The organism is Corynebacterium lemuris, from assembly GCF_024919295.1.
GTDB lineage: Bacteria > Actinomycetota > Actinomycetes > Mycobacteriales > Mycobacteriaceae > Corynebacterium > Corynebacterium lemuris.
This window is the reverse complement of sequence record NZ_JANWTC010000021.1, coordinates 11644-31626: the sequence shown is the minus strand read 5'-3', so window position 1 is coordinate 31626 and position 19983 is coordinate 11644. Positions and strand designations below refer to the sequence as shown.

Sequence of the window (19983 nt, the reverse complement as noted above, 5' to 3'; positions counted from 1 at the left end):
GCCTCAGACGCCGCGTAGGTGGTGGGTACCGCGATGATCGGCAGGGAGGTGGCCAGGGCGATGGCCTTGGCCAGGCCGGTGGCGGAGCCCCCGCCGATGCTGATCAGACCATCAGCCTCGACCTGGCGGGCCGCGGCAGTGGCGGCATCCGCCACCGAGCGGGGGACATGCTGCACAGCGTCGCGCCAGTGGTGGGCAGGTGGCAGCACGGCGGCGATCGCTTCGGCGACCTCGTGGGTGCCGTCCGTGGAGATGAGCATCGGCCTGCTCATTCCCAGCTGCTCAGCCTCACTGAGTACTCGCTCAGTGACCCGCCCGGTGTCGAGCACCACGCGTTGGGCGAGGGTGTCGTGAGTAAATCTCAAGGAGCTCATTCCTTTGTTCTTTCCGCGCATCCATCATGGAAATGATGCAGGTTGCGCCAGCGGCCAATCATGAAGTCAATCGCAGTGGATACGCTTATTCAGCGTTTCTTTCAGTTCCCGATGGTCACCCGCTCCGGTTGTGCGGCTGCATCGTTGACGAAGTCCCGGATGCGCTCGGTGACCAGGTCGATGGCTTCAGCACTGCCCGGCAGGACGTTGACCATGGAGAAGAAGGTGTGCATCTGGCCTGCCCAGCGGTGGTGTTCCACCTGCACGCCAGCTTCCTGCAGGGCTCGGGCGTAGGCTTCACCTTCGTCGCGAAGCACGTCGTGTTCAGCGGTGATGACCAGCGCTGGGGGAAGGCCGGCCAGAGACTGGGCGTTGAGCGGAGTGGCCGCCGGGTTACTGCGCTGGCTGGCATCCGGAACGTACTGATCCCAGAACCACTGCATCGCCTGCAGGGAGACCATCGTCTGGTTCTCCGGGGTCAGGTAGGAGTCACGGGTGAAATCAGCGTCAGTAACCGGGCAGACGAGAATCTGTGCCTGCAGCATGGGCGACTCTTCGTCACGGGCTCGCTGCGCAACGACAGCGGCCAGGTTCGCTCCGGCGCTGTCACCGGCCACAATGAGAGGAAGCACCTCTCCGTTTCGCTTTGCGACGTTCTCTTCCGCCCATTTCAGACCAGCCCAGGCATCATCAACAGGGACGGGGAAAGGGTGTTCCGGAGCCTTGCGGTACTCCACCAGCACGACAGCTGCACCGGACTTCTCGGCCAGCTGTCGTCCCAGAGTGTCGTAACCTGCAAGGTTTTCCAGTACCCACCCGCCGCCGTGGTAGTAGACGACCACGGCGGTCGGGGAAGGGGAGGGAAGCAGGACCCGGACGGTGAATTCCTGGCCGTCCGCACCCACGACCTGGTGGTCACGGGCGTCGTGCATTTCGGGGCCGGGACCGTAGAGCTCATCCAGACCGGAGGTGGCTTCGCGGGCCTCCGGGGCGGACATCTCCCAGAGCGGGCGGTCACCGGCATTTTCCGCTGCGGCGGTGAGGAAGTTACTCGTTGCTTCATCGAATGACATGGGGGTCTCCTGGATTCCTGCAGTTGAGGGGTGGGGAAGTGACGTCCTGAGGTCACTGCGTCTGATTCACGGAGCTCATCTCTGAGAGCTCATGCCACGTCCGGCTGCAGTAGACCAGCGGGGCAGTTTCCACGGAGGTGTCGACGTGAGTTTCCACCAGTTCGATGGCTGCCAGCGTGGACCCGTTGACGTCAATGGAGCCGACGATCTTTCCGCGCAGCCACACACGGGAATTCAGGAGGTACGGCTCTCCCGTCGGGAGTCGATCCCACAGGGAGGTGTCTCCGAAGCGGTCAGCTCCGGGGGTGGCAAACAGTTGAGCCAGATCGAGCTGCTCGCGGCCCAGGAGGTGGACCACCACATGCTCTGCGGCGCGGATGCTGTCAGCGGAACGGGAAAGCGCGGACAGGTTGAGGGCGATCGTCGGCGGATCGGCGGAGACACTGCTGACGCTGGTGGCGGTCAGACCGACCGGCCCGGTTCCGGGGTCGGCGGTGACGATGGCGACACCCGCGGGGTGGGTTCGAAAAGCGTCACGGAAGTCCTGGGACATTTCCGCCGGGAGGGTCCGGGTGGGGACCGCAGTCATCATGGACATGGCTTTCCTCTTTCTTTCTCACGTGTCATTCGAACGGGGCCGGTTCTTCGAGGTTGAAGAAGTTCCAGTGGGCATCAGGGGTGGCCAGCCCTGCGAGGTATTTGCCGACCTGCTGCAGGACCACGGGTCCGCTGGTGACATGGCCGGTACCGACATGCATGTCACGGAACGTCCGCTGCAGATCGCCACGACGGGCAAGAGCGGTGGCGGACCACAGGTGAACGGTCTGGCTGACATCGTGGGCGGCCCAGGTGCTGTTGTTGAGGACGAGGCGGGTCAGCGTCTCCTGCTGCATGGTCAACTTCTCACCGGCATCAAGGCTGCGCTCGTTGTCTCCCCACACCTCCATCGCCCATGCTCGTGCGGAGCGCATCCGAGCCTCAGCCTGCGCGTATTCGGCGTGGAACTGGTCGGTGTTGGTGGAGGCACCGGGCTGATTCTTCTTCTTGGCGGCGTGCGCCTGCATCTCATCCAGGAAGCGACGGCCGACGCCGAGCGCCCAACCGGTGTGACAGATCCCGGACATCAGTGCCAGCCCGGTCTTGTACAGGGCGCCACCGGCCAGGGGGTCGGTCGTGTTGGGCTCGTAGACGTAGGAGTCCGGAACAAACACGTCCTCGCAGGAGTAGTCGATGCTGCCGGTCGCGCGCAGGCCGAGGACATCCCAGTTACCGTCAAGGCTGGCCTTCTCCCGGGGGAAGTGCACCATCATGACGCGGCCGTTCTCCTCATCGATGGCGCCGGTGTGGATCCAGTTCGCGTGGGGCATACCCGAGCCGAAGAACCAGTTTCCGGTGATCAGGTAGCCTCCGTCGACACGCCTGGCCTTGCCGAACCGGGTGCCCTGTCCGGCGACGAGTGCGTGTTCGCCGTCCTCGGGGAACAACTCGCGCTGTGCCTCCTCCGGGAGGTATGCGGCAGTGGTTCCGGAGATCATCTGGAGCACCATGAGCACCCAGCCGGAGGCCGGGTCCGCCTGGGACACCTTCTCCAGGACGGCGATGGTCTGGGTGGGCTTCAGCTCGTAGCCGCCGAGCTCCTCCGGGATGCCGATCTTGAAGGCACCCACGTCCTGCAGGGCCTGGAAGCTCTCCTCGGTCAGATGGCCCAGCTCCTCGTTCTTCTCGCCGTTGGCCCGCAGCAGATCCGTGATGCCGTCGATACGCTCCATGAGCGCTTCGAACTCGTGTCCCGGATTGAGGCCGGTGCGGTTCGGGGTTTTCAGAGTGGCGGTCATGCTCTTCCTTCTCTCGGTGTGGCGGTGTGCCATCAATGTAAGAGAGATCACATGGGTTGCCCTATCGATTGCGTGAGCAGACCTCTCGATTCCGTGCACATCTATGGTGTGCGTCATACTGCTATGTTTATGTGTCATGAAACATAGGTCTGGGTCGGATGGGGTAATCATCGGCGCAGCTGGCCGCCGGCAGGATCTCGACACCTGGAGTGAAAGAGTGGGCAACGAGCTCATGCCGTTCCGGCATGCAGCCCAGGACAACCACGCGTTCCAGGGCGATTTCGAAGCAGCTAATTTCCTCAGCGCAAGCGTCTTCTCCATGGCGACCGGGGGTCACATCGCCGAGCGCACTGCCGAGCACATCAGGACCGAGGACAAGGATCACGTCATCGTCACTTTCCAGGTCCAGGGCATGCTGAAAATCATCCAGCACGGCAAACAGGTTCAGCTGAATCCAGGTCAGGTGGGGTTGTATCTGTCCGGCAAGCCGGCCCAACTTGAGTGTTACGGCGACTATCAGAGCCACAGTGTCCGTATTCCCATCGACCGCCTCACCACCAGGCCACAACGATGGGATGAACTCGGAGCACTCGCATTTGACGGAAGCCAGGGGCTGGCCCCACCGGTCCGGAGCTTTTTGACAGGGCTTCTCCCCGTAGCGCCCACGCTCACGTCATCAACGCGGGCAGCGGTGGCAAACAATCTGGTCGGCCTCGTGGAGGCAATGCTGGCGGATCTGTACCTGCCGGAGGAAGAGCCGCAGCAGCCCCATGCCGCGGAGCTGCTGGAGCAATGTCTCGTTTTTATCGACGCGCACCTGTCGGACCCCGAGCTCAACCCGCAGATGGTGGCGGATGCCGCGCACATTTCCGTTCGCTACCTGCACCAGATCTTCAAACGCTCGGGGATCACCTGTGCCAGTTATATCCGGTCACGGCGTCTTGAGCGGGTCAAGGCAGATCTCGCGCTGGGAGAATTCGCGACAGTTTCCGTGGAGAAGATCCTGCAGAGGTGGGGTGTGCAGAACCCCTCGCATTTCGGGCAGGTGTTCAAGCGAATCGAAGGCTGTACCCCCGCCGAGTTCCGTCGGCAGGCGCTGATGCCCTGAGGCGCGTTGTAACCCTGAGTGCCACAGGAGCTTGGCGGACATGACCGGAGAAATGGAAAAAGTGATCTTGTTCTGACCTGTCTCCCGGGTGATCGACCTGCTTCCGTGGTGGAATCCCACAACCCGTTCCTTGGAGGCTGACCCCGCTCCGGACACGTGCGGTCCCGGGTGCTGCCGGGCCTTGGCGGACAATCCGAAAAGGACTCCTGCAGGGGGGCAGGTCCGTAGCTCCAGGTTTCGAAACGCCAGGTTGATGCCCCGCAGGTGTTCAGGTCGTCTGGGGAATGTTTCTTGAATCGTCGCCTGAACCCGACCGCTGGTCTCGGGTCCTCCCACTCTGGAACTGCCGGCAGCGCCGAACCTGTTTGTGCAGCTCCAGAGTGCAGTTCCGGATCCATGAACAGGTGGGAATGCGATCAACCGCGTCCGGAGGGGGTGGTGCTGCTCCATCCCCGGCATTGATCTGGGGTGTTTCGTCTGGTGCTCCGGTGAGGATGCCTGGGAGCAGTAGTTTCTGGGGCTTCATATTCCGGGTCCCCGTCGGGAAAGAGGCTCCTGAGCAGGAGAATGGAATCTAACTGACACTGCGTCGTTAAGATGGTGACGCGGCGTCGATAAGCGGCGGCCGTAGCCCCACGACCAACCTCGGGAGCCTTCTTCTCATGTTCTTAGCTTGGCGCGACATGTTCTTCGCGCGTACCCGTTTTCTTCTCATGGGCCTGGTCCTGGCCCTGATGTCCATCCTTGTCGTGATCATCTCCGGACTTACCGCCGGTCTGGTCAACGACGGCGTGTCGGGCTTGAAAGCAATGGACGCTGACGTCATTGCTTTCCAGGACGGCACGCAAACCGATTCCGCTTTCACCCGATCCGTCGTTGATGTCTCCGCAACCGATGAGCTGCTGGCCGCCGATGGCGTCGACAATGCCACGCCGATGGGCCTGACCCTGGTCAACGCACGAAACCAGGATGCCACCGCGGTGGACCTGACACTCATCGGCCTGGAGCCGGATTCTTTCCTGGCGCCCGCGGGGCTGCCTGCGATGAGCACGCAGCGGGTCGAGGATCAGCCCACCCCGACTGCGCATGACATCGTGGTCTCCTCGACACTGGAGGACGCCGGCATCGCCGTCGGTGACACCATCACCATTGACCGCCTGGAGACCGAACTCAACGTCATCGGTTTCACGGAGGATCAGCGCACCTTCGGCCATGTTGCTCTCGCCTACCTGCCGCTGGACGTCTGGCAGGAGGTCCACGCCGGAGCCCGCTCCGGTGAAGCCGCCCCGGCCACTGCCTACGGTGAGGCCTCCGTCATCGTCGCCCAGACCTCGGGAAGCGCAGACACCGAAACGCTCACCGCTGATTCGGGCCTGGACGTGCGCACCCTGGAGGAGAGCTTCGCGTCCTCACCGGGTTATACCGCTGAGACGATGACCCTGTCCATGATCGAATGGTTCCTCTACATCATCACCGCCCTGGTCACAGGTGCCTTCTTCCTGGTCTGGACCATCCAGCGATCCGGCGATATCGCCGTGATGCGCGCCATGGGCGCCACCAAGGGATACCTCCTGCGCGACAGCCTGGGTCAGGCCGTGATCATCCTCGCAGCATCCATCGCCACCGGTGTGGTGCTGGCTGTCGGCCTCGGCCTGTGGCTGGAGAGCACCGCCATGCCGTACGCCACCGAAGTCGCACCGATCTTCGGTGGGGCGGCCCTGTTGTTTGTCGCTGGACTGATCGGCGCCGTCATCGCCGTCTTCCGCGTCACCCGTACCGATCCGCTCACCGCACTGGGGGAGAACCGATGACCACACCCGCACTCATCCTTGACGACGTCCGCGTCAGCTACGGCGACGGCGACTCTCAGGTCCATGCCCTGGACGGTGTGAGCCTGACCGTCCATCCCGGGGAATTCGTCGCTGTCGTCGGCCCCTCCGGCTCGGGTAAGTCCACCCTGCTGGCAGTGGCCGGCGCCCTGACCACCCCGGATTCTGGCCGGGTCCGGGTCGCGGACAAGGAAATCACGGGTTTCGACGACGCCGAGCTGGCACGTATCCGCCGTGAGCACGTCGGCTTTGTCTTCCAGTCCTCCGGTAATCTGCCCTCGGCGCTGCGCGCCCGCGACCAACTGGAGTTGGCGGCCCGCGTGGTAGGCACACGTGGCCGACGCAGCAACGATGAACTTCTCGAGGCCGTCGGCATGTCCCACCGTGCCAGCCACCGCCCCGCCACCTTGTCCGGTGGCGAGCGCCAGCGCATCGGTATCGCCCGCGCGCTGGTCGGCAACCCGAAACTGCTGCTGGTCGATGAGCCCACCGCAGCACTTGACCGCCACCGCTCCCACGAGATTGTGGCCCTGCTCGCGGCGGAATGCCACCAGGTCGGTGTGGCCGGTGTGATGGTCACCCACGATCAGGATGTCCTCGAGCACTGCGACCGGATCTACGAAATGGTGGACGGGCGACTGACCCCGAGGGGCTAAGCTCGGGAGTATGCCAAGAATCTCGGAGCCCACGGTTACCGAGCACCGCGCCGTCCAGCACCGCGCCGTGCTCGAGGCAGCGGAACGGCTCATCGTTGCCGGTGAGGGGCAGATGCCGACAATCGCCGACGTCGCTGCCGAGGTCGGTCTGGCCCGCTCCAGCATCTACCTCTACGCATCCTCGCGGACGGATCTGCTGATCCAACTGCTGATCATGGCGATCGACGCCTGGATCACCGAGCTGGCTGATCTGATGGCCAACGCCGGCGACGACCCCGGTGACCATCTCGCCGTCTACGTTGATGCCACGCTCCGATTGTTCGTCGGCGGATCCCACGGCCCGCTGATGGCCGCGGCCCAGCAGCACCCGGAGGCTTATGCCGATGAGCGGGTCCAGGCGGCCCACGCCGAGATGGAACCCGCACTCCACGAACTGCTCGGGGGCCTCTCCCCGGCCTCCCTGCCCCTGATCGACGCTGCGATCCAGCGCGGTGCCGAACTGGTGACGCATTCAGGCGCGGACCTCGACGCTGTGTCACGAATGCTGCAACGGATGGCCCGGGCATCACTGGAGGAGGATCCGGGAGGGTGAAGGTGAGGGGGCCGCTGCGAATTCGGCCCTGAACCTGGATATGAAAAAACCGCCGCACCCGAAGGTGGGCGGTTATTCTTTAACGAGCGTTCGGCTTAGAGCGGGTGAACCTGCTGAGCCTGGGGGCCCTTGGCACCCTCGCCGACCTCGAACTCGACCGGCTGGTTCTCCTCGAGGGTGCGGAAGCCGCTGCCCTGGATCTCGGAGTAGTGGACGAAGAGATCAGCGGATCCATCGTTGGGGGCGATGAAGCCGAAGCCCTTCTCGCCGTTGAACCACTTCACAGTTCCCTGTGCCATATCTATACCTATTTCCTGATGAGGTGATGCTACGTTCGTCAGCATGATTCACTGACGCCCGGATCGTTGGAACTCCTCGTAAACCATCAACCTCGGCAGTTACTGCGCGGTTGAGGAAAACTAGGCGCTCGCGTGAATATCTCCTGCGAGCGCCTAGACACTGCGCACAGAAACCGCGATCAGCACCCAGTGTGCCATGAATCGACGCCCAGCGATAGTGGTACATCAAAAATAGGCTGCACTGTCGCTCTGGCCGCCGGGTGATTCTACGCGGAATCGAGGGGGGTCACTGCACCCGAATACGCAGTTGACCATGGCATTCATCGCGGACGGGAGTACCGGTGTGAGCGCGGCAGCGCGCTGCTTGATTCCAGGGTGAAGGTGACGAGCCTCTCAGGGTTTCCCCTCACCCCACCCCCAGCCCTCCTTCATGGTTGCCCCGTTAGTCCACCGTTAAGGTGGCCGGCCGTGGGTAAAAAAATACTGATCGGCTGCTCGGGCCCTGTCCTCATTCTGGCGCTCATCGTTGCGGTGGCGCTCTATATCTGGGGTCCGACCTATGGTGCTGCGGTATGGGGCGGCCGATCTTCGTGCTTCCGCCCACTTCGGAGCGTTATGCGGCCGTCGTGCTCGATACGGCGCAGCAGCGGCGGAAGCTGCTGGGCAGGCCGCGGACATCGATGAGATCCATGATGAACGCAACGCCGCGCTCATCGCTGCGGGTGGCAAGCACTCCCGTCTGCTCAGCCCGGAGGAGATGAGTGACTACCTGGCCACATCGGCTGAGCAGCCGACCGTGACCGTCGATAAGCGTGCCACCCTCGCCACGGTGCCTGCCCACCGCCCCGAGGATGATTCCCAGGTCTATGCGGGCACCCTCGCCCACGGCATTGATCAGGTCGTCGGGGAGGGGGCCTGCGGGGTGGTCGTGGATCTGCGCGGCAACACCGGTGGGGATACGGGGCCGATGCTGGCCGGTCTGTCCGGGCTGCTGCCGGATGGTCCGGCGCTGTCCTTCGTGGACCGGCACAGCGAACAACCGGTGATGATTGAGGGGGCAGCGTGCGCGGGGGAGGTAGCCCGGTGAGCGTCGAGGGTGCTGATAAGCATGATCTGCCGGTGGCAGTGCTCGCTGATGAGATGACCGGCAGTTTCGGGGCGCCCACTGCGGGATACACCACCGGGAACGTGGTGGTGGCCATGCCGGATCAGGCTCAGATGATCCTTACCGTTGCGCAGGTGCAGGACCGGACGGGGGCGATCTTCAACGACACTCCCATCCAGCCCGATGAGGTGACTGGCTGCACACCCAGCGGGGCTGCGCCTGAGTGCGGGAGATCCTCCCTGATCAGTTGTGGGCCACCGACAGATGCCGGCGGGGCGGACCATCGACCACCGGGATGTGGGTGACCGCCAGATCGGCACCCACGTGGATCAGCTCGCCCGGCCGGATCAGCTGCCAGTCACGGGAGCTGTCGAGTACCTCGCTGGCGACCACAACTGAAGGGTGGAAACCCAGCTCCGGGGAGCTGATCCGCATCCCGTGGCTGCTGCGCTGCTCAACGGGCTCCGGCAGCCTCCTCTGGTCGAGAAGAAACAGCTCATGGGTGGTGGGCCACCGCACAGCCCACATCTCATGTGCTGAGGTGATGATCGCATTCACGGCGTAGACCGGCACATTCTCCGCCAGCCAGGTCAATGCCTGACTCACCCCCTCCACAACATCCCCGCCGGCCCGTGCGGTTTCCCTGGTGATCAGTGCGAAGACATGCTCGGAATCCGTCTCGCCCCGCACCCGGCTGAGATCGGAGCCGAGGTGCTCCCGGAGGAGGGGCAGGTCACCGACGATCCCGTTGTGGGCGCACAACCGGCCGTCCATCTCGAAGGGGTGGGTGTTCAACATCGCAACGGGCGCGCCGGTGCCGTAACGCAGGTGGGCCAGAAAAGTACTGCTGCGGCGCTCTTTTGCCTCCCTGGCGAAGGCGGTGTCCCGGTAGGCCGCGATCGGCGCCTTCTCCACCCGGGGCCGTCCGTCCTCATCGAAGGTCCCCAGACCCGTGCCGTCCGGGTTCCGGTAGGACTGGCGGAGGAGACTGTCCGGGGCATCGAGCAGCCAGAATGACGCGCGAACACGCTGTCCCCCGGCGCTCAAACCGAAGAGCCGACACATGACCCCTCACTTCCCGTGTTTGATGAAGATGGTCCTGGTTCCTGAAGTGTCTCACTTCCTCCCGACCTCCGGAACCCCGGCGAGCACCTGTTTTCCCCTCTACGCTGCATGTCATGGACGAGTTGAGAGCGACGCCGTCACCGGACATGCGGGGGGAGCCCTTCGAGGGGCGGTGGGAGGACCTGATCGCCCGCCTGGAGATGGACACCGAGGAAGTCGTCGATCTCATCGTGCAGCGGCTCTTCGATACCGTGCCCGGCTATGAACTGGTGGACCGGGCAGCGCTGGCGGCCTCCGTGCGCCGCAACATCGACCTGAGCATCCGGACGATCCTCACCGGCCGCGAACCCTCCCCGGCAGAGGTGCCCGAGGCAGGTGCCCTCGCGATCGAGCGCCTGGGGCAGGGCGTGCCGCTGGACAGCGTGCTCAGCGGATTCCGGATCTGCATGATCATGATCCTGCGTCACCTCATCGAGCTTGCTCCTGAATATGACATCCCCGCTGATGAGGTGCTGGAATGGTCGACTCTGCTGTGGTCCCTGGGTGATGTCTTCTCCACGCGTGCCGCTGGCGTCTACCGTGACCGGGAGATCGCCCGGGCGGTCGCCGACTCGGCCCGTCGTTCCGCGTGGATCGGCCGGGTGGTGGCGGAAGGGGTGGAGACCTCGGAGCTGCTGTGGGGTGCGGCGATGTACGACGTGCCCACCGAGGTTCCCGTCCGGGCCCTGACGGCCTCCGCGAAATCGGGATCCGGCAACGGGGTGGAGGAACGTCTGCGCGCCTGGGCCTCGCGTGGGGGAGCGCGGCTGCTCACCACGGTGCGCTCCAGCGTCATCGTCGGCATCGTCATCGGGGAGATCGACTCCGCGGCCGAACATCCGGGCATGGCGGTGGGGCTCGGCGGGCCGGAGCTGCTCGCTGACCTGCCGCGTTCCTTCGCCTCTGCTTCTCTGGCCCTGCGCGCAGCGGACAGCCTGGGGCTGAAACAGGTGGTGGAGCCGGAGACCCTGTCCTGGCGCCTGGCCATCCACACCAGCCCGGAGACCACCGATCTGCTGCGCCGCCGTTACCTCGACCCGCTGGGGGAGGCGGGCGGTTTCGCCGATGACCTGGTGGAATCGGTGCAGGCCTATCTGGAGCACCGGATGAACATCCCGGCGGCGTCGAAAAGCATCCCGGTGCACGTGAACACCCTGCGCTACCGGCTGCGTCGTTTCGAGGAACTGACCGGTGCTGACCTGGGGGAGGTCAACACCCTGGTGGAGTTGTCCTGGGTGCTGGCCGCCTGCGGACGCGGCGCCACTGTTTTGTAGCCAGCTACAAAAATCGGGTGCAAACATTGCATCCGCAGATGTAGTGCAGATCACATTGGGCGGTGCATTCTTGAGCTGTCGCCGCACAGAAGTATCCCGGCACGCGGCAGACCTCTTGTCCACTCTTTCACTCAAGGAGGTGCCTGTGGTCCTCGGAATCGTCGGAATCCTGCTTTCCTTGGCGTTGCTGATCACCCTCGCCTACCGGGGCGTGCCGGTTCTCGTCGCCGCCCCCATCGCATCGCTCGTCGCGCTCCTGTTCTCCCGGGCGCCGATGCTGCCCGTCTACACCGAGATCTTCATGCCGGCGATGGCCAACTTCATCGGCAGCTTCTTCCCGGTGTTCCTCACCGGCGCCATCTTCGGTGTGCTGATGTCCGTCACCGGTTACGCCAGGTCGATCGCCATGACAGTGACCTCGCTCATCGGCGGCAGGGGTGCGATCGCGGCGACCGTCGTCACCTCCGCCCTGATGACCTACGGCGGCATCAGTCTCTTCGTCGTCGCCTTCGTCATGTACCCGCTGGCCCGTGAACTCTTCCGGGCGGCGGACATCCCGCGCCGGCTCATCCCGGCGACGATCGCCCTCGGTATCTTCACCTTCACCATGACCGCCCTGCCGGGTACCCCGCAGGTGCAGAACATCATCCCGGGCCAGTTCTTCGGCACCGGCTCCTTCGCCGGCGCGCTCATCGGCATCGTCGGCTCCCTCATGGTCATCGTCTTCGGCCTGTTCTGGCTGGAGTTCCGCACCCGCCAGCTGCGGCGTAAGGGCGAGCACTTCTCCAGCGTCCACAACGGCGGTGAGCAGGAGATCCTCCGCGCCAACGGCTCCGGACAGGGCACCTACGACCTGCCTGAGCCAAAGAGCCGGATCATCCCCTTCCTGCCGCTGCTGACGGTCTTCCTGGTCAACTTCGCCTGCACCCTCTACATCTTCCCCGCCATGGACTGGGCCTACCTGGCGGACGACAAGTACGGCGGCATCACCCTGGCCAACCGCGCCGCACTGTGGGCCGTCCTGGTCGGTATCGTCACCGCCATCCTGCTGATCCTGGCCCTCAACTTCCGGCACTTCAAGGAACTGTTCCGCGCGGTGGGTGAGGGCGCGAAGAACTCGATGTTCCCGGTCTTCTCCACGGCCTCCGAGGTCGGTTACGGTGCGGTCGTCGCCTCCGTCGCGGCCTTCGCCGTGGTCCGTGACTCCATCTTCAACATGGGGGCCAACGCCATCATCACCTCCGTGGTCACGGTCTCCATCACCGCGGGCCTGACCGGTTCCTCCTCCGGTGGCATGACCATCGCCCTCAACGCCCTCGGCGAGCAGCTGCGCGACATGGCCCTGGCAGAGGGCACCAGCCTCGAGGTCATGCACCGCCTCACCGCGATGGCCTCCGGCGGCCTGGACACCCTGCCGCACTCCGGGGCCGTGGTCACCCTGCTCATCGTCTGCGGGCTCACCCACCGGCAGTCCTACAAGGACCTCGCCGTGATCACCATCGTCGGTCCGGTCGCGGCCGTCGCGCTCCTCGTCGGTGCCGTCTCCCTCGGCATCTTCTAGCACCTGAAAGGAACAGCACAATGAATACTCCCGCACACACCATCTCCCTGCAGGGGCGTAAAGCCCTGGTCACCGGCGGTGCCTCCGGCATCGGCGCGGCCTGCGCCCGGGCGTTCGCCGCCGCCGGCGCCCACGTCACCATCTGCGACCTCAACGCGGAGGCCGCCGAGGCACTGGCGGCAGAGATCAACGGAGAGCACTGGGCCGTGGACCTCTCCGACACGGCAGCGCTTGAGGACGTGGACATCGACGTCGACATCCTCCTCAACAACGCCGGCATCCAGCGCATCGCCCCCATCCACGAATTCGACCCCGAGACCTGGCGCCTGATCAACCGGCTCATGGTCGAGGCCCCCTTCCTGCTCATGCGGGCGGCGCTGCCGAAGATGTACGAGCGCGGTTTCGGCCGCATCATCAACATCTCCTCCAAGCACGGCATCCGCTCCAGCTCCTACAAATCCGCCTACGTCACCGCCAAGCACGCCGTGGAAGGCCTGTCCAAGACCGCGGCGCTGGAAGGTGCCCCGCACGGGGTGACGTCCAACTGCATCAACCCGGCATATGTCCGGACCCCGCTCGTCGAGAAGCAGATCGCCGACCAGGCGAACGTCCACGGCATCGGGGAGGAGGAGGTCATCGAGGAGATCATGCTCACCCAGGCCGCCATCAAGCGCCTCATCGAACCGGAGGAGGTCGCCTCCCTGGCGACGTGGCTGGCCTCCGACCACGCCGCCATGGTCACGGGTGCCTCGTACACCATCGACGGCGGCTGGACCGCGAGCTAGAGGAAGGAAAACCATGTCGAAATACTCCGGGCACCTCCGCGACACCCTCATCCACGAGCTCCGCGACGGCATGACGCTGGCCGTCGGCGGCTTCGGGCTCTGCGGCATCCCCGCCACCCTCATCGAGATCGTCCGTGACTCCGGCGTCAAGGACCTCACGGTGGTCTCCAACAACCTCGGCATCGACGGGGTCGGCCTGGGCCGCCTGCTGGAAAAGGGCCAGATCTCCCGCGTCAAGGCCAGCTACATCGGGGAGAACAAGCTCTTCATGCAGCAGTACCTCTCCGGCGCGGTCGAGGTCGAACTCGTGCCGCAGGGCACGCTGGCTGAGCGCATGCACGCCGGCGGTTCCGGTATCGCGGCCTTCTACACCCGCACCGGTGTCGGCACCGAGGTCGCCGAGGGCAAACCGACGGCCGAGTTCGACGGCGAGATCTGGCTGCAGGAACGCGCCATCATCGCCGACATCTCCCTCGTCCACGCCCACACCGCGGATATCGACGGCAACCTCCGCTACCGCTACGCCGCCCGCAACTTCAACCCCGTCGTCGCCCAGTGCGGGCAGCTCACCTTCGCCGAGGCCGAGCACATCGTCGACCGCGGGCAGCTCCATGCCGATGACATCCACACCCCCGGCGTGTTCATCCACCACCTGGGCGACGCCACCATCCCCAGCCAGATCGAATCACTGGTCACCCGACCCCGACCCACCCAACAGATGCAGGAGGCCTCAGCACCATGACCTGGACACGAGATGAGATGGCGGCCATCGCCGCCCGCGAACTTGAGGACGGCGACTACGTCAACCTCGGCATCGGCATCCCCACGCTCATCGCCAACAACCTGCCCGCAGGCGTCAACGTCATCCTCCAGTCCGAGAACGGCATCCTCGGCATGGGCCCCAACCCCTACGAGGGGGAGGAGGACCCGGACCTGATCAACGCCGGCAAGCAGACTGTCACCCTGCTGCCCGGCGCCGCGATCTTCGATTCCGCCACCTCCTTCGGCATGATCCGCGCGGGGAAGATGAAGGCCGCCTTCCTCGGGGCCATGGAGGTCTCCGGCAGCGGGGACCTGGCGAACTGGAAGATCCCCGGCAAGCTGGTCAAGGGCATGGGCGGGGCGATGGACCTGGTCGCCGGTGCCCGGCGCGTGGTGGTGCTCACCGACCACACCGCCAAGGACGGCTCCCCGAAGATCGTCGATAAGTGCAGTCTGCCGCTGACCGGTGTCGGGGTGGTCGACCGCATCATCACGGACCTGGCGGTCTTCGACATCATCGACGGCCGGCTCGTCCTGCGCCAGATGGCGCCGGGCGTGGGCGAGGAAGAGATCCGGACCAAGACCGGCGCCGGTTTCACGGTGTCGCTGACTGAAGGAGCAGCAGCATGAGAGACGTGTTCGTCGCCGGTATCGGCGAGACCCCGATGGGGCGTTATCCGGAACGTGGCCTGCACGCCATGATTGAGGAGGCCGGCAGCCAGGCGATCCGGGAGTCGGGCATTGACCCCGCCCGGATCGGTGCGGCCTACATCGGCAACTTCGCCGGGCAGGCGCTGACCGGCCAGGCCCATCTGGGTCCGCTCATGGCCGAGACCCTCGGCATCGCGGATGTACCGGCACTGCGGGTGGAGGGTGCGTGTGCCTCCGGTGGTCTGGCGCTGTTCCAGGCGGTGCAGGCCATCCGCCACGGCATCCACGACGTGGTGCTCGTCGGCGGCGTGGAGAAGATGACCCACCAGACCACCGCCGTGGTCACCGGGGCCCTGACCTCCGCCATGGACGTCGAATTCGAGGCGCAGTCCGGGCTGACCTTCCCCGGCATCTTCGCCATGGTGGCCAACCGCTATTTCCACGAGCACCGCAACGTCCGCCGCGAGATGGCCCAGGTCGCCGTCCAGTCCCATGACAACGCCGCGCTCAACCCGCATGCGCAGCTGCGCAAACGCATCGACGTGGACAAGGTGCTCAGCGCACCCGCCATCGCCGATCCCTTCGGGCTCTACGACTGCTCGCTGGTCACCGACGGTGCGGCCTTCATGGTGCTCACCGCTGACTCGCTTATTAGCGCCCCCGCCACCCGCCGCGTCCGCATCACCGGTTCCGGCCACGGCGGGGACTCCCTGACCCTGCACGGCCGGCAGTCGCAGACGAGCTTCCGGGCCACCCGCCAGGCCGCCGCCGCAGCCTACGGGCAGGCCGGGCGCTCAGCGGGCGATATTGACCTGACGGAAGTCCACGACTGCTTCACCATCACCCAGATCATCAACACCGAGGACCTCGGCTTCTTCGCGGCCGGCCGTGGCGGTGACGCCGTCGCCGAGGGCCGCACCGCCCGCGGCGGTGACAAGCCGATCAACACCTCCGGTGGCCTCAAGGCGAAGGGCCACCCGGTGGGGGCGACGGGCATCAGCCAGGCGATCGAGATCGTCACCCAGCTGCGTGGCGACGCCGGCGAACGCCAGGTCGTCAAGGCGGATGTGGGCCTGACCCACAACCTGGGCGGCACCGCCGGCACCTGCGTGGTCAACATCTTCGAGGGAGAATAAGAAATGTCAGCAACCATCCACACCTACACCATCGTGCGCACCCCACCCCGCGGTTTCGACGGCGCCCCCTACTGCGTGGCCATCATCGACGTCGACGGGAAACTCGAGACCGCCCGGGTCTCCGGCTACACCGACGGCACCGAAGTCAACATCGGCGACCGCCTCCGCCGACTCGAACAACCTGATGAATTCGGCGCGGTCTACGCCCTGCAGTGAGCCTGGCTGGGGGGGTGTCGGGCTCAGCGGTCGTTGAGAGCGAGCGGATCATTGACAATGCTGCGGGCGATGCTGATGAAAGCATCAATTTTTCGTAGCAGCCCTCGGCGACCCGGGGTGATGGCGATGACACCCAGGGGGTCATGCGGGCCAGAGATCTCAGCCGTGGCGTATTCGATGCCCTCATGACTGAATGTTTGACGAGTGCGTTGGGTGAGGAGTGAATAACCCACCCCTTGTGCCACGAGTCCACGGAGTACCTCATGATTGGTGGTCCGGTAACGGACGTTTGGTTCGACACCCACCTGATTGAACATGGAGAGAAAATACTCCTCTGCTGGTTCGAGACCGAAGAGGATGAAGGGATCAGACGCCAGCTCATGGAGCCTGACCTCCTTTTCTTCCGCCAGACGGTGAGAGGCCGGCAACAGTGCATACGGAGGAAAAGCTCCGAGTCGTTCCACCTGACCCACGAGGGGAAGATCGTGTTTGAACCGGTAGTCATACAGCACCAGCACGTCATGGCGGCCCAGACTGAGACCGTCGAGAAGTTGGGTACGGGATCCTTCTGTGAAGGTGACCTCCAGAGCAGGGTATTCACGTGCCAGAGTGGCTACGGCCCGAGGCAGAAGCATTGGAGCGATAGTGGAATAGCATCCGATATTGATGCTGCCGGTGAGTTCGTCCCCTAGATGAGCGGCGCTCCGCTCGAAGTCTGCCATGTCGCGGAGGAGGAACCGGGCCTGCGGAAGAAGGGCCTGTCCCTCCCCGGACAGTGACAGCCCGCGGGAATGACGGACGAAAAGTTGGACATTCAGCGCGCGTTCGAGATCGCCTATGGCCGAGGAGATTGACGACTGAGAAACATAGAGCTCGGCAGCAGCTGCCGTGACCGTCCCATGTTCAGCAACCGCGACGAAGTAGCCGAGTTGCCGCAGCGTGACAGACAAGGAGTCCTCCTCAAGGTTTGTCGGACATTCAAACGTGGAAAACCCGGGCGACACCAAGAATGGTTGCCCGGGTGAGTCTAGCGGCAGAACAGGAGCTGAAGCGGGTCAGACTCCTTCAGTCTGGCGGATTACGACCTCAGTTCGGATTGGAGTGGTTGCAGGGGCTGTGTCAGAGTCATGCAGCAGGTTGCGACCTCGGGTCTCCGGCATGGTGGACAGAGTGACCAAGCCAACCGCTCCCACCACCATGAGCGTATAGGCCGGGATCATGTGGTTGTCCGTAGCTCCGATGAGCCAGGTGTTGAGGTAGGGGAGGGTGCCAGCGAAGAAGGCGCCTGCAATGGAGTAGGCCATGGACAACCCAGACTGGCGAGTGCGAGTGGGGAACAGCTCAGCAACCGTCGAAGCGTGGGTGCCGAGGATGAGGGAGAGGATCGCCGCCAGGCCGAAGGTGGAGATGAAACCGGCGATGGGTGTACCCACATTCATGTAGGTGAACAACGGCCACGCCAGACTGACCAGGAGAATCCCTGCGGTGATGAGGACAGGCTTTCGTCCGATACGGTCAGAGAGAATTCCTGCGCCGGGAATGATCGCGATGGCGGTTAAGGAAGCGACAGTGGAAAGGGTGGCTGCCTGACCCGCCGACATCCCGACCATGGATTCCTGGTATGTGATCAGGTACACGAGGACGACGTAGAAAGTGCAGTTCATGAAGATCTCAATGCCGATTGTCTGGAAGAACTGCGTCTTGTTGTTGCGGAATACCTCGGCGATCGGGGCAGAGGAAACGGTTTCCATCTCCTGCAGTGCCTTGTACTCAGGGGTGTCCTCGATCTTCAGACGGATGTAGAGACCCACGGCGGCCAGGGGGACGGTCAGAAGGAAGGGAATTCGCCACACACCAGCTTCGATGCTTTCCGTCGACACGGTGGCATGCATTCCCGCCACGACGACGGAGGCGAGGAGGAAGCCCAGGACCGAGCCGAATTCAATCCATGAGCAACCGAATCCACGCTTCTTGGGCGGTGAGTACTCTGCCAGGAATGCAGCTGCGGAACCGAACTCGCCTCCTGCCGCGATGCCCTGGATAATGCGGGCAATGACGAGGAGAACGGGGGCCCAGATTCCGATTGTCTCGTAGGAGGGGATGAGTCCCAACATCAGGGTTCCTGCTGCCATCATGATGATGACGAGGGACAGCGTCTTCTTGCGCCCCAGGGTGTCGCCAAGATGCCCGAAGATGAGGGAACCCAATGGGCGGACGAAGAATGCCACGGCGAAAACAGCAAACACTGAAAGTAGTGCTGCGCTGTCGCTCTGTTGCGGGAAGAAGACATGGGAGATGGTGGTGGCGAGGTAAGCGTAGATGGCCCAGTCGAACCAATGGACCAGCACGCCGATTGCACCGGCGAAGACGTTTCGGCGTAACCCCTTCTGCGAGATCTCAGGGCTTGGGAATGCGGAGGTGCTCATGTCGCTGCTCCTTTGAAGTGGGATAGCGGAGATGTGTGTTGGATTACCTGAACTCTAAAAAGAGATACACCTCACGTCCATCATTATTTCCTGATACCCCTATCGAGAAAACTGAAATCAATGCGGGTCCGCTGGTAGTGCTCTTGTCTGCTGGTCGGGTCGTGGCTGCCCGGGATCTGATGAAATGTGTGTGGCGTGGGAGTCGGGGGTGGTGGACCCTTTCAGCATTTCCCTGCACTCGGTGAGAAATGCCTCCCCTTTCCGGGAGAGGGGCTCACCCGCGCGATGGGCCACGCCCATTTGTAGTAGCGACCGTGAGTCGGTGATGGGGAGGCGAACCAGGTGAAATCCGTCATTTGTCAGATCATGTGCTGGCCTCTGGTTGAGGATGGTATAGCCGTGACCACGGGCGACCATGGAGCGGACAACCTCGAAACTCTCAAATCGATGGTGAATACGGGGCGAGAGGTGTGCATCGTGAAAGATCGAGAGGAAATAGTTGGTCGACTTTCTAAGATCTAGGAGGATGAGCGGTTCCTCTGAGAGCTCGGCCAAGGAGATGGCGCCACGATGCGCGAACGGATGGTTTTCTGCCACGGCGGCATACAGGGGTGCCTCTGCCAGGTGGACGAAGTTGATTTCGCGGCCGTAGTCGAAACCGTAGGTGAGTATCACCTCAAGCTCTCGCCTGAGTAGCAGGGTGGAGACCTGTTCTCCGGTGACCTCAGCGATGCGGACATCAAGGTCGGGGTAGGTGGCATCGATCCGTTCAAAGACCTCGGGCAGGTAGAACGGTGCGAGGGTGGTGAAGCAGCCGGCGGCCAGGGTGCCGCTCAGTCGGCGGGGGTCCAGGGAATTGATGGCGTCGTCGACCTCCCCCAGAATCTTGGCGGCGGAGCGATAAAAGGTCCTGCCCTGTTCGGTAGGTACCACTCCTCTGGCACGTTGCCGGATGAGCAGGGAGCAGCCCACCGCTTGCTCAAGTTGGGAGATTGCTGCTGATATCGCGGACTGGGCTACAAAAAGCTCATCTGCAGTAGCAGTCATCGAGCCGAGATCCACGGTACGCACGAAATACCGTAATTGGGCGAGGGTGAGGTTGGGAGGTGTTTTGGTCACGGGAAAGCCTTTCGGAAATAAATTTCATTGATCCTACGGTATCTACAACATCAATTTTAGTGATGCAAAAGCGCGGAT

Annotated in this window: 21 protein-coding genes; 12 read left to right on the top strand and 9 right to left on the bottom strand. The window is 63.8% G+C overall.

Features of this window, described 5'->3' with window-relative positions; translation table 11 throughout:
• The 4 genes from NYP18_RS14630 to NYP18_RS14615 form a co-directional block, all read right to left on the bottom strand.
• Window positions 1-365: iron-containing alcohol dehydrogenase (locus NYP18_RS14630; protein WP_259428933.1), on the bottom strand; the 365-nt coding region annotated here is incomplete at its 3' end.
• A gap of 110 nt (window positions 366-475) precedes the next feature.
• Complete coding sequence (locus tag NYP18_RS14625; RefSeq protein WP_259428932.1) at window positions 476-1447, bottom strand: alpha/beta hydrolase; 972 nt, start codon at window positions 1445-1447, stop codon at window positions 476-478.
• Window positions 1448-1499: 52 nt separating this feature from the next.
• Window positions 1500-2045 (bottom strand): flavin reductase family protein, encoded by a 546-nt coding sequence (locus tag NYP18_RS14620; RefSeq protein ID WP_259428931.1) that lies wholly within the window; start codon window positions 2043-2045, stop codon window positions 1500-1502.
• A 25-nt stretch (window positions 2046-2070) separates the two neighbouring features.
• Window positions 2071-3282, bottom strand: coding sequence for an acyl-CoA dehydrogenase family protein (locus NYP18_RS14615; protein WP_259428930.1), 1212 nt, complete (start codon window positions 3280-3282; stop codon window positions 2071-2073).
• Between the two features lie 217 nt (window positions 3283-3499).
• On the opposite strand from NYP18_RS14615, the gene NYP18_RS14610 reads away from it, so the two are divergent.
• The 4 genes from NYP18_RS14610 (at window position 3500) to NYP18_RS14595 (ending at window position 7467) form a co-directional block, all read left to right on the top strand.
• Complete coding sequence (locus NYP18_RS14610; RefSeq protein ID WP_259428929.1) at window positions 3500-4390, top strand: AraC-like ligand-binding domain-containing protein; 891 nt, start codon at window positions 3500-3502, stop codon at window positions 4388-4390.
• 662 nt (window positions 4391-5052) lie between these two features.
• A complete protein-coding gene (locus NYP18_RS14605; protein ID WP_259428928.1) occupies window positions 5053-6201 on the top strand; it encodes an ABC transporter permease in 1149 nt (382 codons plus the stop codon).
• On the top strand, window positions 6198-6875 hold the full coding sequence (locus NYP18_RS14600; protein WP_259428927.1) for an ABC transporter ATP-binding protein: 678 nt from the start codon (window positions 6198-6200) through the stop codon (window positions 6873-6875). The genes NYP18_RS14605 and NYP18_RS14600 overlap by 4 nt, the downstream gene beginning before the upstream one ends.
• Window positions 6876-6885: 10 nt before the next feature.
• On the top strand, window positions 6886-7467 hold the full coding sequence (locus NYP18_RS14595; protein WP_259428926.1) for a TetR/AcrR family transcriptional regulator: 582 nt from the start codon (window positions 6886-6888) through the stop codon (window positions 7465-7467).
• A 95-nt stretch (window positions 7468-7562) separates the two neighbouring features.
• Here the strand turns inward: NYP18_RS14595 and NYP18_RS14590 are convergent, their stop codons facing one another.
• Entirely contained in the window at window positions 7563-7766 is a 204-nt protein-coding gene (locus NYP18_RS14590; RefSeq protein WP_126120575.1) for a cold-shock protein, read from the bottom strand.
• Window positions 7767-8325: 559 nt separating this feature from the next.
• On the opposite strand from NYP18_RS14590, the gene NYP18_RS14585 reads away from it, so the two are divergent.
• The gene (locus NYP18_RS14585) at window positions 8326-8853 is read left to right on the top strand and encodes a S41 family peptidase (RefSeq protein WP_259428925.1); all 528 of its coding nucleotides are present in this window, start codon (window positions 8326-8328) and stop codon (window positions 8851-8853) included.
• 261 nt (window positions 8854-9114) lie between these two features.
• Here the strand turns inward: NYP18_RS14585 and NYP18_RS14580 are convergent, their stop codons facing one another.
• A complete protein-coding gene (locus tag NYP18_RS14580) occupies window positions 9115-9936 on the bottom strand; it encodes a class II glutamine amidotransferase (protein WP_259428924.1) in 822 nt (273 codons plus the stop codon).
• 113 nt (window positions 9937-10049) lie between these two features.
• Here NYP18_RS14580 and NYP18_RS14575 point away from each other — a divergent pair, with 113 nt between their 5' ends.
• From NYP18_RS14575 to NYP18_RS14545, 7 genes are all read left to right on the top strand, one after another.
• A complete protein-coding gene (locus tag NYP18_RS14575) occupies window positions 10050-11249 on the top strand; it encodes a PucR family transcriptional regulator (RefSeq protein ID WP_259428923.1) in 1200 nt (399 codons plus the stop codon).
• Between the two features lie 145 nt (window positions 11250-11394).
• Window positions 11395-12810, top strand: a complete 1416-nt coding sequence (locus NYP18_RS14570) for a GntP family permease (protein WP_259428922.1) — start codon at window positions 11395-11397, stop codon at window positions 12808-12810.
• A gap of 20 nt (window positions 12811-12830) precedes the next feature.
• Window positions 12831-13595, top strand: a complete 765-nt coding sequence (locus NYP18_RS14565; protein WP_259428921.1) for a 3-hydroxybutyrate dehydrogenase — start codon at window positions 12831-12833, stop codon at window positions 13593-13595.
• A gap of 13 nt (window positions 13596-13608) precedes the next feature.
• Complete coding sequence (locus NYP18_RS14560) at window positions 13609-14337, top strand: CoA transferase subunit A (RefSeq protein WP_259428920.1); 729 nt, start codon at window positions 13609-13611, stop codon at window positions 14335-14337.
• Entirely contained in the window at window positions 14334-14987 is a 654-nt protein-coding gene (locus NYP18_RS14555) for a CoA transferase subunit B (RefSeq protein WP_259428919.1), read from the top strand. The genes NYP18_RS14560 and NYP18_RS14555 overlap by 4 nt, the downstream gene beginning before the upstream one ends.
• Window positions 14984-16144 (top strand): thiolase domain-containing protein, encoded by a 1161-nt coding sequence (locus NYP18_RS14550; RefSeq protein ID WP_259428918.1) that lies wholly within the window; start codon window positions 14984-14986, stop codon window positions 16142-16144. The genes NYP18_RS14555 and NYP18_RS14550 overlap by 4 nt, the downstream gene beginning before the upstream one ends.
• Before the next feature lie 3 nt (window positions 16145-16147).
• Window positions 16148-16360: an OB-fold domain-containing protein gene (locus NYP18_RS14545; protein ID WP_259428917.1), complete on the top strand. Its 213-nt coding sequence runs from the start codon at window positions 16148-16150 to the stop codon at window positions 16358-16360.
• Window positions 16361-16383: 23 nt separating this feature from the next.
• Here NYP18_RS14545 and NYP18_RS14540 read toward each other — a convergent pair whose 3' ends face one another.
• The 3 genes from NYP18_RS14540 to NYP18_RS14530 form a co-directional block, all read right to left on the bottom strand.
• The gene (locus tag NYP18_RS14540; RefSeq protein ID WP_259428916.1) at window positions 16384-17310 is read right to left on the bottom strand and encodes a LysR substrate-binding domain-containing protein; all 927 of its coding nucleotides are present in this window, start codon (window positions 17308-17310) and stop codon (window positions 16384-16386) included.
• Window positions 17311-17415: 105 nt separating this feature from the next.
• Window positions 17416-18786, bottom strand: a complete 1371-nt coding sequence (locus tag NYP18_RS14535; protein ID WP_259428915.1) for an MFS transporter — start codon at window positions 18784-18786, stop codon at window positions 17416-17418.
• Window positions 18787-18903: 117 nt separating this feature from the next.
• Complete coding sequence (locus tag NYP18_RS14530) at window positions 18904-19905, bottom strand: LysR family transcriptional regulator (protein WP_259428914.1); 1002 nt, start codon at window positions 19903-19905, stop codon at window positions 18904-18906.
• Between the last annotated feature and the right edge of the window lie 78 nt (window positions 19906-19983).

Bases quoted from the DNA above. Each gene is read 5' to 3' on its own strand.
- NYP18_RS14550 (WP_259428918.1), top strand. From the start codon at position 14,984: ATGAGAGACGTGTTCGTCGCCGGTATCGGCGAGACCCCGATGGGGCGT.
- NYP18_RS14620 (WP_259428931.1), bottom strand. From the start codon at position 2,045: ATGTCCATGATGACTGCGGTCCCCACCCGGACCCTCCCGGCGGAAATG.
- NYP18_RS14625 (WP_259428932.1), bottom strand. From the start codon at position 1,447: ATGTCATTCGATGAAGCAACGAGTAACTTCCTCACCGCCGCAGCGGAA.
- NYP18_RS14585 (WP_259428925.1), top strand. From the start codon at position 8,326: ATGGTGCTGCGGTATGGGGCGGCCGATCTTCGTGCTTCCGCCCACTTC.
- NYP18_RS14580 (WP_259428924.1), bottom strand. From the start codon at position 9,936: ATGTGTCGGCTCTTCGGTTTGAGCGCCGGGGGACAGCGTGTTCGCGCG.
- NYP18_RS14565 (WP_259428921.1), top strand. From the start codon at position 12,831: ATGAATACTCCCGCACACACCATCTCCCTGCAGGGGCGTAAAGCCCTG.
- NYP18_RS14600 (WP_259428927.1), top strand. From the start codon at position 6,198: ATGACCACACCCGCACTCATCCTTGACGACGTCCGCGTCAGCTACGGC.
- NYP18_RS14595 (WP_259428926.1), top strand. From the start codon at position 6,886: ATGCCAAGAATCTCGGAGCCCACGGTTACCGAGCACCGCGCCGTCCAG.
- NYP18_RS14535 (WP_259428915.1), bottom strand. From the start codon at position 18,786: ATGAGCACCTCCGCATTCCCAAGCCCTGAGATCTCGCAGAAGGGGTTA.
- NYP18_RS14555 (WP_259428919.1), top strand. From the start codon at position 14,334: ATGACCTGGACACGAGATGAGATGGCGGCCATCGCCGCCCGCGAACTT.
- NYP18_RS14545 (WP_259428917.1), top strand. From the start codon at position 16,148: ATGTCAGCAACCATCCACACCTACACCATCGTGCGCACCCCACCCCGC.
- NYP18_RS14605 (WP_259428928.1), top strand. From the start codon at position 5,053: ATGTTCTTAGCTTGGCGCGACATGTTCTTCGCGCGTACCCGTTTTCTT.
- NYP18_RS14560 (WP_259428920.1), top strand. From the start codon at position 13,609: ATGTCGAAATACTCCGGGCACCTCCGCGACACCCTCATCCACGAGCTC.
- NYP18_RS14615 (WP_259428930.1), bottom strand. From the start codon at position 3,282: ATGACCGCCACTCTGAAAACCCCGAACCGCACCGGCCTCAATCCGGGA.
- NYP18_RS14575 (WP_259428923.1), top strand. From the start codon at position 10,050: ATGGACGAGTTGAGAGCGACGCCGTCACCGGACATGCGGGGGGAGCCC.
- NYP18_RS14590 (WP_126120575.1), bottom strand. From the start codon at position 7,766: ATGGCACAGGGAACTGTGAAGTGGTTCAACGGCGAGAAGGGCTTCGGC.